General features: G+C 45.9%; 18 protein-coding genes. 11 read left to right on the top strand and 7 right to left on the bottom strand.

Annotated elements, in window-relative coordinates; all coding sequences use genetic code 11:
- Positions 1 to 45 precede the first annotated feature (45 nt).
- The 6 genes from NA59_RS04575 to NA59_RS04550 are packed head-to-tail and all read right to left on the bottom strand — an operon-like array spanning position 46 to position 5,943.
- On the bottom strand, positions 46 to 381 hold the full coding sequence (locus tag NA59_RS04575) for a Na+/H+ antiporter subunit G (protein ID WP_044408683.1): 336 nt from the start codon (positions 379 to 381) through the stop codon (positions 46 to 48).
- Positions 382 to 391: 10 nt separating this feature from the next.
- Positions 392 to 661, bottom strand: coding sequence for a K+/H+ antiporter subunit F (locus NA59_RS04570; RefSeq protein WP_044408680.1), 270 nt, complete (start codon positions 659 to 661; stop codon positions 392 to 394).
- A complete protein-coding gene (locus tag NA59_RS04565; RefSeq protein WP_044408677.1) occupies positions 655 to 1,149 on the bottom strand; it encodes a Na+/H+ antiporter subunit E in 495 nt (164 codons plus the stop codon). The genes NA59_RS04570 and NA59_RS04565 overlap by 7 nt, the downstream gene beginning before the upstream one ends.
- Positions 1,146 to 2,672, bottom strand: a complete 1,527-nt coding sequence (locus NA59_RS04560) for a monovalent cation/H+ antiporter subunit D (protein WP_044408674.1) — start codon at positions 2,670 to 2,672, stop codon at positions 1,146 to 1,148. The genes NA59_RS04565 and NA59_RS04560 overlap by 4 nt, the downstream gene beginning before the upstream one ends.
- A complete protein-coding gene (locus NA59_RS04555) occupies positions 2,669 to 3,103 on the bottom strand; it encodes a Na+/H+ antiporter subunit C (RefSeq protein ID WP_044408671.1) in 435 nt (144 codons plus the stop codon). Before NA59_RS04555 ends, NA59_RS04560 begins: the two co-directional genes overlap by 4 nt.
- On the bottom strand, positions 3,103 to 5,943 hold the full coding sequence (locus tag NA59_RS04550) for a monovalent cation/H+ antiporter subunit A (RefSeq protein WP_044408668.1): 2,841 nt from the start codon (positions 5,941 to 5,943) through the stop codon (positions 3,103 to 3,105). The genes NA59_RS04555 and NA59_RS04550 overlap by 1 nt, the downstream gene beginning before the upstream one ends.
- A gap of 358 nt (positions 5,944 to 6,301) precedes the next feature.
- Here NA59_RS04550 and NA59_RS04545 point away from each other — a divergent pair, with 358 nt between their 5' ends.
- Positions 6,302 to 6,712 (top strand): DsrE family protein, encoded by a 411-nt coding sequence (locus tag NA59_RS04545; protein ID WP_044408892.1) that lies wholly within the window; start codon positions 6,302 to 6,304, stop codon positions 6,710 to 6,712.
- A gap of 100 nt (positions 6,713 to 6,812) precedes the next feature.
- On the opposite strand, the gene NA59_RS04540 is transcribed toward NA59_RS04545, so the two are convergent.
- Positions 6,813 to 7,148: a zinc ribbon domain-containing protein YjdM gene (locus NA59_RS04540; RefSeq protein ID WP_044408665.1), complete on the bottom strand. Its 336-nt coding sequence runs from the start codon at positions 7,146 to 7,148 to the stop codon at positions 6,813 to 6,815.
- Between the two features lie 68 nt (positions 7,149 to 7,216).
- Between NA59_RS04540 and NA59_RS04535 the strand changes: the two genes are divergently transcribed.
- From NA59_RS04535 to NA59_RS04490, 10 genes are all read left to right on the top strand, one after another.
- Positions 7,217 to 7,906 (top strand): class I SAM-dependent methyltransferase, encoded by a 690-nt coding sequence (locus NA59_RS04535; RefSeq protein WP_044408662.1) that lies wholly within the window; start codon positions 7,217 to 7,219, stop codon positions 7,904 to 7,906.
- 50 nt (positions 7,907 to 7,956) lie between these two features.
- The gene (locus NA59_RS04530; RefSeq protein WP_232504029.1) at positions 7,957 to 9,867 is read left to right on the top strand and encodes an McrB family protein; all 1,911 of its coding nucleotides are present in this window, start codon (positions 7,957 to 7,959) and stop codon (positions 9,865 to 9,867) included.
- A gap of 15 nt (positions 9,868 to 9,882) precedes the next feature.
- Positions 9,883 to 10,149 carry a DUF4160 domain-containing protein gene (locus NA59_RS04525; protein WP_044408659.1) on the top strand — a complete coding sequence of 89 codons (267 nt, stop codon included), beginning with the start codon at positions 9,883 to 9,885 and terminating at the stop codon, positions 10,147 to 10,149.
- The gene (locus tag NA59_RS04520) at positions 10,142 to 10,393 is read left to right on the top strand and encodes a DUF2442 domain-containing protein (protein ID WP_044408656.1); all 252 of its coding nucleotides are present in this window, start codon (positions 10,142 to 10,144) and stop codon (positions 10,391 to 10,393) included. The genes NA59_RS04525 and NA59_RS04520 overlap by 8 nt, the downstream gene beginning before the upstream one ends.
- Positions 10,394 to 11,671: an McrC family protein gene (locus tag NA59_RS04515; protein ID WP_044408654.1), complete on the top strand. Its 1,278-nt coding sequence runs from the start codon at positions 10,394 to 10,396 to the stop codon at positions 11,669 to 11,671.
- A 79-nt stretch (positions 11,672 to 11,750) separates the two neighbouring features.
- Positions 11,751 to 11,966, top strand: coding sequence for a TA system antitoxin ParD family protein (locus NA59_RS04510; protein ID WP_044408651.1), 216 nt, complete (start codon positions 11,751 to 11,753; stop codon positions 11,964 to 11,966).
- 11 nt (positions 11,967 to 11,977) lie between these two features.
- The gene (locus tag NA59_RS04505; protein ID WP_044408649.1) at positions 11,978 to 12,247 is read left to right on the top strand and encodes a type II toxin-antitoxin system RelE/ParE family toxin; all 270 of its coding nucleotides are present in this window, start codon (positions 11,978 to 11,980) and stop codon (positions 12,245 to 12,247) included.
- A gap of 339 nt (positions 12,248 to 12,586) precedes the next feature.
- Positions 12,587 to 12,844: a type II toxin-antitoxin system Phd/YefM family antitoxin gene (locus tag NA59_RS04500; RefSeq protein ID WP_044408646.1), complete on the top strand. Its 258-nt coding sequence runs from the start codon at positions 12,587 to 12,589 to the stop codon at positions 12,842 to 12,844.
- Complete coding sequence (locus tag NA59_RS04495) at positions 12,834 to 13,103, top strand: Txe/YoeB family addiction module toxin (protein WP_044408643.1); 270 nt, start codon at positions 12,834 to 12,836, stop codon at positions 13,101 to 13,103. The genes NA59_RS04500 and NA59_RS04495 overlap by 11 nt, the downstream gene beginning before the upstream one ends.
- Positions 13,104 to 13,127: 24 nt before the next feature.
- The gene (locus NA59_RS04490; protein ID WP_044408640.1) at positions 13,128 to 13,385 is read left to right on the top strand and encodes a hypothetical protein; all 258 of its coding nucleotides are present in this window, start codon (positions 13,128 to 13,130) and stop codon (positions 13,383 to 13,385) included.
- The last annotated feature ends 15 nt before the right edge of the window (positions 13,386 to 13,400 follow it).

Here is a 13,400-nt window from a genome sequence, read left to right as displayed (position 1 = left end):
TTTTGGGGGGAGGGTATGGCAATCTGTGAAGATTGCCATACTAAGCTAGCTGTTGTTATCCGCTTGATAGGGCGTGTTTTTAGTGCGTTCTATTTGTTTAAGCTTGATGTGGATCGCCGCTTTGGCCATTAAGTGCGCGCTAACGGGGGCGGTGATGAATAAAAATACCGTCACTAAAATTTCATGCAAGCTAATTTCGCCTGGCTTGAAACTAAAGTAAAGAGCCGATGCGACCAATATAGCACCTACCCCAAGTGTGGTAGCCTTGGTAGGGCCATGTAAACGCATATAAAAATCCGGTAACTTATACAGACCAATCGAGCCGACAAGCGTAAAGAAGGCACCGATGATGATTAATAGGGCGAGAATAGTTTCTAACATGTTTTTATCCTTATTCCATAATATCGCCGCGCAGCAAATATTTGCTGAGCGCAACGGTGCCAACAAAGCCCATCACGGCAATTAATAACGCCGCTTCAAAATACAAAGCACTACCTAGATAGAGGCCGAGCAAAATTAACAGTGCTATCGAATTAATATAAAGGGTGTCTAGTGCCAAAATGCGGTCAGGTAAATCAGGGCCAATAATTAAGCGCAATAAACTGAGTGCAAGCGCAAAGGAAACTAGCGTAAATGCAATCGGGAGTGCGATGTCTAACATTTTGTAAATACCTCTTTCAGCGGCTTTTCATAGCGTTGTTTGATGTCTGCAATGGTTTGGTCTATGTCCTCAACATGCAACGCATGGATTAATAAACGTTTACGATCAGCCGTAAGGTCACAGGACACCGTACCGGGTGTGAGTGAAATCGTATTGGCGAGAATACTGATCCCCAAGCGGTGTTCAACGTCTAGATCAATATAAAAAAACGCCGGCTGTAGCTTGTCGTTTTTGCCTAAAATTAATTTAGCGACAGTAATATTGGCGATGACGATATCCCACATCACCACCCCAAAAAACTTAAGCAAGGTTAAGGGGTTTTTCAGGCATACTTTTTCTTGCCAAAAGCTGGATGTAAACCAGGGAATAAAAATAGCTAAAATCAACCCTAGTACCATATGCCCAGGATCAAAGCTGTTATTGAGTAACAGCCAGCTGATCCAGAGTACGACGGTTAAAATAGGGTGAGGCAATATTTTGTTGATCATGGTTTAACCCTCTCAATAGCCGGTGTGGTTAAAACGGCTTCAATATAACTGATGCTATCAAATTGCTGCAGCGCAACCAGTTCGGTGAAGTTGCTCACCGGGTTGCCAAAAATGACTAACAACGGGCTAGCAGCCAATAGACCGACCACCGCGACAAAGGCCGATTTATTCACCGGTTCGCCAGGCAGTTCGTTGCAAGGCTGGGTGCGATAAAACAGTAAAGAACCTGAACGCGCCATCGCCACAATGGTCATGAGGCCGGCAACCAATACAACACCATAAATAGTGAATAGCCATGCATGGTCAAGTGCCGCGCCTAAAATAAGCACCTTACCGAAGAAGCCGGATAAGGGTGGCATCCCGGTCATCGCAACCGCACCAAACATAAACATTGAGCCTACCAACACCGCATTAGGCATAATCGGTGCGGAGGTGAATTTATCATTCATAGGCCCCCGCCCCCTTGCAATCACGTCAGCAAGCAAGAACATACCGCCCGCGACGAGTGTAGAGTGAATCAGGTAATAGAAGGTCGCGCCTAAGGCTTCGGGCGAATTGAGCCCGACGCCGACCAGCAGTGTTGCGACCGAGGCGAGCACAAGATAGGCGACCTGTTCACGCAGACCACGTGCCGCCATTACACCTAGTGCGGCCAATGCAAGGGTCAGTAAGCCCAAGCCCAGTACCCAAGGCGTCCAGAAGAAAGCAAGGTCGCCAGCGGTTTCGCCAAATATCGTACCGTGGGCACGCACAATCGAGTAAATCCCCACTTTGGTCATAATGGCAAACAAAGCGGCGACCGGTGCCGAGGTATTGGCATAAGCGGCAGGTAGCCATAGATAAAGTGGGAACATCGCGGCTTTAACCCCGAATACAATAAGCAATAACAGACCTGCGGCCGCTATTAACCCTTGGTTTTCCGGCGGCGCAACCGCGATTTTTGCCGCCATGTCAGCAATATTCAATGTGCCGACCGCGCCATACAAGGCACCGACCGCAAACAAGAATAGGGTTGCGCCAATCATGTTAATGACTACATAGTGCAAGCCCGCCTTGGTACGCAAGCGCCCAGACCCGTGCAGTAGCAAGCCATAAGAGGCCAATAACATCACTTCAAAGAATACGAACAGGTTGAACAAGTCACCTGTCATAAAGGCGCCATTTAAACCAAATAACTGTAACTGGAACAGCACATGGAAGTGCGAGCCTTTTTCATCTATCTTGGTCGCAATCGCATACCATAACGAGCCTAGTGCGAGGATCGAGGTGATTAACACCATCATCGCAGAAAGCTTGTCGAGTACAAATACGATACCGAAAGGTGCGATCCAGTTACCTGATAAGTAAACTTGATGCACACCTGTCATAGACACCTTAACCATTTCGATGCTTAAGAAAATTAAGCCCAAAACAATCAGCAGGTTAAGTGAACGCTGTAGGCGTAAGCCACCAAAGCGTGCAAACAACACTAAGAAGCCACCAACAAGTGGTAATAAAACTGGCCAAGCCGTTAATTGCATCATGGCTTAACCTCCTGGTTTGATTGTGAGTTCATCGTTGTTTCTGTCACTTGCGTTTGTTGTGAAGGCTTGATTTGCTCAGGCTTTTCATAAGGCACTTCGTCTGGCGCTAAATGTAGCCCATCGACATGATCATTCCCTAGCTCACCGCGTGCTTTAAGTGCGAGTACAATTAAAAATGCCGTCATACCAAACGCAATAACAATCGCGGTGAGTACCAAGGCCTGCGGTAAAGGGTCGCCATAGCCAGCGGCCGCCGCGTCAATGACAGCGGGTTGACCAATGGTTAAACGCCCCATGGTGAACAAGAACACGTTGACCGCATAGGCCAGCAATGTTAAGCCAAGTACCACCGGGAAGGTGCGTGCGCGGAGTGTCAAATAAACCCCGGCAGTGGTCATCACGCCGATGACCAAGGCAATCAATAATTCCATTATTTCGCCTCCTGTTTTTTAGCGGGGATCGAGTTTTGATGCGGTGCGTGGGACGCATTGCTCAATCGTCCGAGTTGAACGAGTGACAGCACGGTTGCGCCGACCACTACTAGGAACACACCAATATCAAAGGCGATGGCACTTGCCACCTCAAACTTGCCAACGACTGGCCAAGTGATATAGGTGAAGCTCGACGTCAGGAATGGGAAACCAATCATCATGGAAACAATGCCCGTACCCGTACCGATCAGCAAGCCGAAGCCAATGACCCAATGCATATCCGTTTTCAAACGCTCACCTGTCCAAGCGATACCGTTGGATAGGTACTGGACAATAATCGCGACCGCCGCAATCAAGCCAGCAATAAAGCCGCCGCCCGGTAGGTTGTGACCACGCAAGAAAATAAATACCGCGACCAATAACATTAAGGGTAATAACAAACGGGTTAAGGTTTGCATAATCACGGGATGGTTGTCCGTATCCCAGAAACGACCATAGATATCCTTGTTCGGCGCGGGGAGTTTCATGCCTTGCAACATCGCATAGATACCCAGACCGGCCAGCGCCAGTACCACGATTTCGCCAAGGGTATCGATACCACGGAAATCAACTAGAATCACGTTAACCACGTTGGTTCCGCCGCCGCCCGGCACCGAGTTCTCAAGGAAGTATTCAGAAATCGGTGCGAAATCGCGCGTCAGCACCGCCAGCGTAAGCAGGGTTGCGCCAATGCCCGATAACAACGCAATAACCGCGTCGCGCCCGATTCTAAAACGGCCAATTTCTTTCGGTGTTTTTTGTGGTAGGAAGTAGAGCGCTAGGAGCAATAGCACAATCGTGACTATTTCAACCGACAATTGTGTCAAGGCCAAATCAGGTGCAGAGAACTTGACAAAGCCCAAGGCAATCACCAAGCCGATGACACCCAGGGTAATCAGTGAAACAAGGCGTTGTGCATGCCAAACGACCGTCATCACAGTAGCAATCATCAGCGCGACAGCGGCCACCAGTGTAACCGGATCAACCGGTAACATTTCACGCGAACCAAATAGGCTGGCACTGGATGACATAAAGCCAATGGCACCCGCAATTACTGAGGCACCGATAATCCAGACCGCTGCGTTTTGAAGTGATCCTTTATCAAATCCACGCGTTATTTTGAGTGCAAACGCGAGGGTGTTGTTCAATATCGCATGATAAACCACCCGTGCATCCAAGCGTTCAAACAATTTCGCATGGATTGCAAATAGTTTATGACGGATAAAGTAAACGCCAACACCTAAAATGAGCGCCAAAATACTCATCATCAACGGTAGGTTAAAGCCGTGCCAAATCGACAAGCTATACTCAGGTGGCACGCCTTGTAGGGTACCCGCTGCCGCTACCGCTAAGATCGGCGCTACCGTAAACATTGGGATAATACCGACCGCCAAACAAATGACCACCAGCAAATCCACGGGGATTTTCATAAAACGTGGCGGTTCGTGAGGGGTTTTAGGCAGGTCTTTCGGTTCGCCACCAAAGAATACATCATGAATAAAACGCAACGAGTAGGCTACAGAGAAGATCGCCGCTATCGTCACGAGCACCGGCAATAACCATGCCCAAGCATTGGTTTCAGCGGCAAATACGGCTTGTTCAAAGAACATTTCTTTACTCAAGAAACCGTTTAATAACGGAACCCCTGCCATCGCGGCGGCGGCCACCATCGCCAGTATCGCCGTGTGTGGCATGTATTTCATTAAACCACTTAGTTTGCGCATATCTCGGCTGCCGGTTTCATGGTCAATAATCCCCGCCACCATGAATAACGACGCCTTAAATGTGGCATGGTTGATGATGTGGAACAAAGCAGCCACAGCGGCCAGTTGCGTGCCAAAGCCAAATAACAGGGTGATTAGCCCTAAATGACTAATGGTTGAATAGGCGAGCAAGCCTTTTAAGTCATGCTTAAACAGCGCGGTATACGCGCCAATCATAAAGGTGATTAATCCTGCGCCGCCAACCAACCACATCCACTCGGGTGTGCCAGATAAAGCCGGGAAGAAACGGGCTAGCAAGAAAATACCCGCTTTTACCATGGTTGCCGAGTGCAAATAAGCGGATACCGGTGTCGGTGCTGCCATCGCGTGAGGTAACCAAAAGTGGAAAGGGAACTGGGCAGACTTGGTAAATACCCCTAACAGGATTAATACAAGAATCGGCACATACAGTTCGTGCGCACGAATCATGTCGCCTGCGGCTAATACGTCGGTTAGATTATAACTGCCGACGATATTGCCAAGAATTAATACCCCACCTAATAGGGCCAAACCACCGGCGCCGGTAATCGCCAATGCCATTCGAGCGCCATGACGCGCGTCCTTGCGATGCTGCCAATAACTGATCAGCAAGAAGGAGCTTAAAGACGTTAACTCCCAGAACACCACTAACTGAATGAGGTTTTCAGACAGAACGATACCTAGCATCGAGCCCATAAACATCATCATGTAGGCATAAAACCGCCCCATTGAGTCTTTGTTGGACAGGTAATAGCGTGCATAAATAATGATCAGTAAACCGATGACGAGAATTAGCAGTGCGAATAGCAAAGCTAAACCGTCGAGTCGGAATGCGAAATCAAGCCCAATCGCGGGCATCCAAGCCCAACTTTGGACTAGGGTTTCGCCTTGAAAAGGAAGGTGCATGGATGGCGCAAGAAAAGCCAATGCCAATATGGTAATCGCCGCTGCGGTCCAGGCCGAAGCAACACGATTAATTTTGGATGCCCAAGCGGCCAATGCCGCACCCGCAAAGGGTAGCAGTGCCACTATTGGAAGGTTAAACGCAAGTAAGCTCATGGTTTGCCCTATTTAGAGGTGATAAATTTAGTTTATAACGTCAAAAGCTTACCATGCCTGCGTTTCATGTCAATATTTTTAGGAATGATAGTCATGGTTTTTGCAATGATGTCTGGTTGAACATTGTTTTAGTTTATTTTAGTCATTTAGAATCGACCGAATAATATAAAGTTTCTAAATTATGTGGATTGGGCATGATGTATTTCTGTGAAACTGGATCAATCAGAAAAACTTATCAACATATCATTTTATTCAGCGCGAAAACAACCAACCTCCGGAGTATGATATTTATGCGTTGTTTATCACATAATAGGAGGACGCATGAAAAAAAATAGCAACAATAATGGGTTTGTGGCTGATGGCTTTTGCTGTTAGTGCGCAATATGTGCAGCCAAACATCACGCATGAGCCTTATGGCAAACAAAATGTGGTGTACCAGCTTAACGACAGTAATCCGGATTTTCAGATCCAGATTCTTCGTAATATCAACAACCACGTGCGTGCGGTGGGTGCTGAAAATATTGATTTAAAAATAGTGGTGTTCGCGGGTGGGATGTCAGCATTAGAAACAACAAAACCTGAAACCGTCAAAGCCCTCGAAAGCTTGCGTGCTCAAGGTGTTGAAGTCAAAGTCTGTAATAACACGCTACGCGCTCGAAACGTCGATTGGCGCACGCTAAAAGATGTGAAAGAAACCGATATCGTTCCAGCCGGTGTAGCCGAATTGGCCTACTTACAGGCAAAAGGCTACCACTACATTCGCCCCTAATCACACGTTTAAACAACAAATGTGATCGGCATAACGGCTGGTAGACTTTCAGTGAGCACCCGTTTTGGCTTTAGTCCCACAGGCTCCTAGCCTTCAACGACTAAACCTTCTTTACAAACTGGGTTTTTAAACTCATCTGACCAATGCCATCAATCTTGCAATCTATATCGTGGTCGCCATCTTTCAAGCGGATATTCTTCACCTTGGTGCCGACTTTCACTACCAACGACGAGCCTTTTACTTTTAAATCCTTGATGACCGTCACGGTATCGCCGTCTTGCAAAATGGTGCCATTGGCATCCTTAAAGACCTTTTCATCATTCCTGTTAGAATCTTGTTCTGACCATTCATGCGCACACTCCGGGCAGGCCAAGATTTCGCCCATTTCATAGGTGTATTCAGAGTCGCATTGTGGACAATTCGGTAAATTACTCATCGCTTAACCTTTTGTCTAAAGAATAAAGTCGGCTATTATAAGAGCTGAATTTAAAATGTGAGGAAGATATGCAAAAAACCCAACAACAGATTTTGCGCCACCATGGCGGTGACGGCGAGCATGCACGCAAGATGATTAGCCAAACCTACGCTGAACGTCATAATGAAGCGTTCTGGCAGTTCTGGGCGCAACAAATAGAGCCGGTGATGAAAGCGGGCGATGGTTTAATGGATTTGGGCGCGGGTACGGGGCTGTTTGTGCAAGCCTTGGCACAACGGTATCCCGATTCAACGATTGTCGGTATCGAAGCCGCGCCCTATATGCTCGATGCGTTGGTTGATTTGCCAGATAATGCAGAGGTGCTGGCCGATGACTTGAATGAACCGACTGAGTTGGTCGAGGCGGAAAGTATCGCCGCAATCATGTGTAATATGCTGGTGCATGAATTGATTCAGCCGGTGTTAATGTTTCAAGCCGCCTATCGCTGGCTGAAACCTGGTGGGCGATTGTGTGTGATTGACTTGGTGCGCCAGCCCCTGCAAAACTACCTGACCCACAAATACCCCAACGCCGAACTCACGAACGCCAACCTAAGCCGCGAAAAACTCGAAGACGCCTTTGAACACTTCCTCGAACACAACCGCTATCATGCCGAAGATATTATCTATATGCTCCAAACCTGCGGTTTCAAAATCGTAGAACAAACAGAGTTAAAGAACGGACGAATGGTGAGGTTAGTGGTTGAGAAACCCGCTTGAAATACTAAATTCGCAACCAGGCCTGGTTGAAAGCTTTTAAGGAGCAAGATATGGAGAAAATTGATTTATCATTGTTTTCAGACTATGGTGGATTGAAGATTAATGACCATCCATCAGTGCATGCTGAATATAAAAAAATCTGGGCATCGTTTAATCAATTATTTGAAGACATTCTAAAAGGGCTAGAAACAGAAACTATTCATGTTGCAAGCGTTAAGAAGGGGTTGTGGCAAAATAGCGGTTATTTTTCACGTTACTTTTGGAATAGGTTTTACCTGCCTTTTCAGACAAAAGGTACGTTACTTATTTATCTGAATTTAAGTGAGCATGGATTGCGTGCGGGAATTGGGCTGAATGACTCCAGTCTAACTGATATGGAAAAAGCATGTTCTGAAAGTATTTATGAGGCGATTGTACAAGAAGTGGGTTTGGCTTTTAATGGTAGTCAGTACAAGGTTTCTATTTATGGCAATAATTCGGGTGTAACGCCTATTGAAAATATGGATGCAGACTTGGTTGGTTGGATAGATATTTTTAAGGGCCTTCTTCAACCATACCAAAATATTTATAGTCGATTTTATGATCGGCATTGCGAAGAAAGTAATATGCAAACTAAACTAGCAAACACTGACATGATGAGTTTAAACACTATTCTTTACGGCCCACCAGGCACGGGGAAAACATTTAATACGGTGGATGTGGCATGGCAGATTTTGAATAAGCATGAAAGCACGGAAAATACAACCAGGCCTGGTTGTATTCAGGCGCTTAAACAAGCCTATCCAGGACAAGTTGAATTTGTGACCTTTCACCAAAGTTTTAGTTATGAGGATTTTGTGGAAGGGATTCAAGCGAAAACTAATGATGGTAGAATCAGTTATCAGGTCGAAAGTGGCGTGTTTAAACGTATTGCTAAGACGGCATTAAAGAATTTAGAAGACAGTAAGAAATCAAAGTACGAGGTGTCAAAATCCTTAAACTTCGAAAAACGATTTGACGCTTTTATTGCTCAAGCAATTGAAGAAAATACGCTTTTTAAAAAGAAAAAAGGCAATCAGTTTAGGATTGTTAGCAGTGATGAAGAGCGAATTATAATTGAATCACCTGACACTCCCTCTAGCAATGGAGAGGTGCAATTAAAAGTTGAAGATTTAAAACGAGTGCTTCAATCGGATTATCAATTCAAAAGTGCTAGCGATATTCATCAACAAATCTTTATTAATAAGTATAAGTATACGAGTCAGCAAGATACATATCATCTTGGATTGGTAAATGAGTTTCGCAACTTTAATATACCTCTTGAGCAGGATGATGAAACAGCTAGTGTTCAGCTTAACCCCCACGTCTTAATCATCGACGAAATCAATCGTGGCAATATTTCGCGGATATTTGGTGAGCTGATTACCTTGATTGAGACCAGTAAGCGGGCGGGGAATGAGGAGGCGATTGAGGTGACCTTGCCCTATTCAAAAGAGCCGTTTTCGGTGCCGAATAATTTGTATATTATTGGCACGATGAATACGGCCGATAGATCATTGGCGCTGATGGATACGGCATTACGCCGCCGGTTTGATTTTATTGAAATGATGCCGCAACCAGGCCTGGTTACCGATGATATAGAAGGTGTTGATGTCCGCAAAATGTTGGAAGTGATGAACCAACGCATTGAAGCCTTGTATGACCGCGAACACACGCTTGGCCATGCGTTTTTAATGAATCTTAAGGATTTGAATGATTTACGCCACGCCTTCAAAAACAAAATATTGCCTCTGCTGGAAGAGTATTTTTACGATGACTGGCAAAAAATCCGTTGGGTATTGGGTGCGAGTGCGGATGATTTTTATCAGCGCCAAAGCTATGCAAATTTATTTACTGACAGCGATGCACCAAACGATGTTGAAAAGTTTCAGCGTAAAAATATTGACGACTTGACTGCCGTGCATTTTAAAGCGATTTATTAAACCTAGGAGGGCATCATGCCAATATTGTCTGTGTTTTTTGGTATAGTCGTTAGAATGTGGCACGATGATCACCCGCCGCCTCATATTCATGTTGAGTATCAAGGCTTTGAGGGCTTAGTGGAAATCAAAACTGGCGAAGTAAAGGAAGGTAGGCTTCCCAGAAAAGTAGCTAATATTGTAAAGGAGTGGTGTTTAGAGCATCAACAGGAATTGATGGCTAACTGGTGCAAAGCTCAAAACCTGCAGACGTTGGAAAGAATTCGAGGAGCGGATTATGATTAAAATTTTAACCTGTGATTATCAAGCAACTGGACTGATTTATTTAGCTTTTTCTGATGGGACGGATGGCGTGTTTAATTTGTCGGACTATATCAAATCAAGAACGGGTGATTTGCTTGAGAAGCTTAAAGATGACTCCTTTGCGAGTCGTTGTTTTATTGATGCGGGGGCGCTTTGTTGGCCTCATGGTTTGGAGCTTTCACCATCTCGTTTGTATGAATTAGTCCATCAAAAGCAGGCGGCGTGATTGCTAAATCATCTAGTTTTACGTGAATGGGGGCGGGTGGTTCGCGCACAAGATAATGCGCAAACGCACTTTGATGAAATCGAAGTCAACCACCAGGCCTGGTCTTTTTTGGCGCAGATTGCACAATCGTCTGATAAAGCGCACCGATATCTGCAGTTTGTTAGTCCCTCGGTACTGAAGGTTCAGGGTTTTGTCGGGGTGGTGATGACCCCTGACGGTACGCAGATTGAGATACTGCCAAAATGCCAAACGCGTTTTGACGAGGCGGATTTGCTTGCCAGCCGAACGTTGTTGTTGCGAATGCTCAAGGCGGCGAAGGTGTTGCCGTTTTTAGAAGCGACCGATGCGCTGTTGGATAAAATAAAACAGCCTTTGCCGGAGGTGTTAATCAGTCGGTTTTTGCAGGATTTGGCGCAGGTGGTGCGCCAAGGCATACGCAAGGACTACCAGCGGATTGAGGCGCAGGAGCGGTTTTTAAAGGGTCAGTTACAAACGGCGCGTCAATTGCGCCAATCTCCAGCTAAACAAACGCAGTTTTGTATCGAATATGATGTGTTTAGCGACAATCGTGCCGAAAATCGTTTGATTCATGCGGCGTTGGTTTTGCTGAGCCGATGGAGCCAGTATTTGCCCAATCAAAAGCTAGCGCGTGAGTTGCGGTTTGCGTTTGATGGTGTTCCGGTTTCGCGCCACATTGCATTGGATTTTCAGGCCTGGTCAAACGGGCGTGATATGGCCTATTATCAAACGCTCTTGCCTTGGTTAAGGTTGATTTTGAGCCAGTACAGTCCGTTTGCGACTGCGAGCCAACATGCCGGTATTTCGTTTTTATTGCCGATGGATAGGCTATTTGAAGCCTATGTGGCCAGCCAAATTCAGCCAAGTTTGCCAGCGGGTTATCGATTACAAACCCAATCAACCCAACATTATCTGGCTAGGCAAAATGCCAAGCCGATATTTCAACTTCGACCAGACCTGGTGATTTATCACAAAGATAAATTAGTGGCGGTATTGGATACGAAATGGAAACTGCTCGACCCGTCGCAGCCCGATGGCAAGGCAGGTATTGCCCAAGCGGACATGTATCAGCTGTTTGCTTATGGTCATAAGTTGCTTGGGGGACAGGGCAAGTTGGCGCTGATCTATCCAAAATGGCAAAGGTTTGATGAACCCCTTGTGCCATTTGAGTTTGCGGACAACCTGCGTTTAAGCATCATCCCCTTTGATTTGGAACATCCAGAGCCCAACCAGGCCTGGTTGTTGAGTTTGTTCTGCTAAAAATCCGAGCGAAGTCTATTGGTTTTAGGTTAAATAGCAACTACAATTGTAGGCAATCTGTTTCTTTGTGGAGAAAGTTATGAGTGTAAGTATCAGAATAAGTGATGATTTTTATTTTGAAGCTAGGTCGCAAGCTAGAGCGGAGTTGCGTTCAATACCTAATCAAGTTGAGTATTGGGCAAGAATCGGCAGAACGGCGATGGATAATCCCGAAATGTCTGTTGAAGCAATACAAGCGCTGTTGGTAGCCAAGCATCAAGACGCTGAACCGTTTGAGTTTCGTTTAAGTGAGTAAGGCATCGGATTGTGGTTAAGTTATTTCAAAAGCCTGCGTTTAAGCGAGTTTATAAGAAGTTGCATAAAAATCAACTTGGTTCTGTTAATCGTGCCATTCAGACACTAGTTGATTCGCCTGAGTTAGGTGTTGAAAAGAAGGGCGATTTATCAGGTGTGTTTGTTTATAAGTTTGAGTGTTTAGGGCAGCAGTTTTTGCTGGCCTATGAGTGGGATGAGTGCTCAAGAACGTTATTGTTGTTGGGCGTACACGAAAACTTTTATAGAGATTTAAAGCGCTAGGAGCCTGTCGGACTAAAGCCAATCGGCTGCAAAAAAGCTGGATTTGGCCATTTTTTGTCCACTTCCTCGTCAAATAGCTAGCTATTCTCCTCGGAATTGAACAAAAACTGACTCAAACCAGACTTTTTTTCGCTTCGACCGGTTTAGTCCGACAGGCTCCTAGGAGTATGTCGAACAAGGCTAAATATTCGGGTTAGGTGTTGGAGTGAATCTTGCATTGCGCCCAACCAGGCCTGGTTGTTGAGTTTTTCTGGTGAGTGATTCAGTTGTTGTGTTATATGTACAGTTTATTGTTCATGTGTTATGCTCTATTAAAAGTGAATAGGGGAGGGCGATCTTATGCAGGTTGTGAGTTATACCGAGGCGCGTAATGGATTAAAGGCGGTTTTGGATTCGGTGGTCAATGATGCGGATTACACATTGATTACGCGCCGTGATGCGCAGAATGCGGTGGTGATGTCACAAGACTATTTCGATAGTTTGATGGAGACGGTGCACTTGTTGAAGTCACCCGCTAATGCCGCGCATTTGCAGGCGTCAATTGAGCAGTATCGTCAGGGCGATGTGATCGCTAATGCCTTGGTCGATGCGCATTGAGTTATTGCGTTGGACTCAGCGGGCTTGGGCTGATTATGAGTATTGGCAAACGCAAGATAGAAAAACGCTGAAGCGCATTAATAAGCTGATACAGGACACCTTAAGGACATCGTTCGAAGGAATTGGCAAGCCTGAGCCCCTGAAAGAAAGCTTATCGGGCTTTTGGTCAAGGCGAATTGATGAGTCGAATCGATTGGTGTATGCGGTTGATGATCAACAGGTAACGATCATAGCCTGTCGTTATCATTATCAATTTTAACCAATTTTAAAACAAGGAACGAATATGTGTTTTGTGGTGTTGTTGGTTGCGGTGGGGTTGTTGCTGTTTTATTTGGATGGGCATTTGGCGAATTGGGAGTTGGTCGAGCGGCTGGATGCGCATAGTGAAATCACTTTGGCGGTGGGCTGGGAGATGATTCCTGGGCTTTGGCCGTTGATTTTAGCCACAGTATTGCTGACAATGGCGGCGGTGATGTTGTATTTAAATCTCACTCAAAAGCGTTCGCTAGGTTGCGCGACCTGCCCAACCGATAAGGATTAGACAAGCCGCAGGGCT

It is taken from the genome of Thiomicrospira microaerophila (assembly GCF_000934765.1).
Lineage (GTDB): Bacteria > Pseudomonadota > Gammaproteobacteria > Thiomicrospirales > Thiomicrospiraceae > Thiomicrospira > Thiomicrospira microaerophila.
Note: the sequence above shows the minus strand (reverse complement) of the source record. Positions and strands in the feature narration are given on the sequence as shown.

What these genes read in the sequence shown, in the direction of transcription:
- NA59_RS04520 (WP_044408656.1), top strand. Translation starts at nt 10,142, where the DNA reads ATGATTAAAATTTTAACCTGTGATTATCAAGCAACTGGACTGATTTAT.
- NA59_RS04570 (WP_044408680.1), bottom strand. Translation starts at nt 661, where the DNA reads ATGTTAGACATCGCACTCCCGATTGCATTTACGCTAGTTTCCTTTGCG.
- NA59_RS04540 (WP_044408665.1), bottom strand. Translation starts at nt 7,148, where the DNA reads ATGAGTAATTTACCGAATTGTCCACAATGCGACTCTGAATACACCTAT.
- NA59_RS04495 (WP_044408643.1), top strand. Translation starts at nt 12,834, where the DNA reads ATGCGCATTGAGTTATTGCGTTGGACTCAGCGGGCTTGGGCTGATTAT.
- NA59_RS04555 (WP_044408671.1), bottom strand. Translation starts at nt 3,103, where the DNA reads ATGGAATTATTGATTGCCTTGGTCATCGGCGTGATGACCACTGCCGGG.
- NA59_RS04490 (WP_044408640.1), top strand. Translation starts at nt 13,128, where the DNA reads ATGTGTTTTGTGGTGTTGTTGGTTGCGGTGGGGTTGTTGCTGTTTTAT.
- NA59_RS04545 (WP_044408892.1), top strand. Translation starts at nt 6,302, where the DNA reads ATGGCTTTTGCTGTTAGTGCGCAATATGTGCAGCCAAACATCACGCAT.
- NA59_RS04575 (WP_044408683.1), bottom strand. Translation starts at nt 381, where the DNA reads ATGTTAGAAACTATTCTCGCCCTATTAATCATCATCGGTGCCTTCTTT.
- NA59_RS04500 (WP_044408646.1), top strand. Translation starts at nt 12,587, where the DNA reads ATGCAGGTTGTGAGTTATACCGAGGCGCGTAATGGATTAAAGGCGGTT.
- NA59_RS04510 (WP_044408651.1), top strand. Translation starts at nt 11,751, where the DNA reads ATGAGTGTAAGTATCAGAATAAGTGATGATTTTTATTTTGAAGCTAGG.
- NA59_RS04560 (WP_044408674.1), bottom strand. Translation starts at nt 2,672, where the DNA reads ATGATGCAATTAACGGCTTGGCCAGTTTTATTACCACTTGTTGGTGGC.
- NA59_RS04550 (WP_044408668.1), bottom strand. Translation starts at nt 5,943, where the DNA reads ATGAGCTTACTTGCGTTTAACCTTCCAATAGTGGCACTGCTACCCTTT.
- NA59_RS04530 (WP_232504029.1), top strand. Translation starts at nt 7,957, where the DNA reads ATGGAGAAAATTGATTTATCATTGTTTTCAGACTATGGTGGATTGAAG.
- NA59_RS04565 (WP_044408677.1), bottom strand. Translation starts at nt 1,149, where the DNA reads ATGATCAACAAAATATTGCCTCACCCTATTTTAACCGTCGTACTCTGG.
- NA59_RS04525 (WP_044408659.1), top strand. Translation starts at nt 9,883, where the DNA reads ATGCCAATATTGTCTGTGTTTTTTGGTATAGTCGTTAGAATGTGGCAC.
- NA59_RS04535 (WP_044408662.1), top strand. Translation starts at nt 7,217, where the DNA reads ATGCAAAAAACCCAACAACAGATTTTGCGCCACCATGGCGGTGACGGC.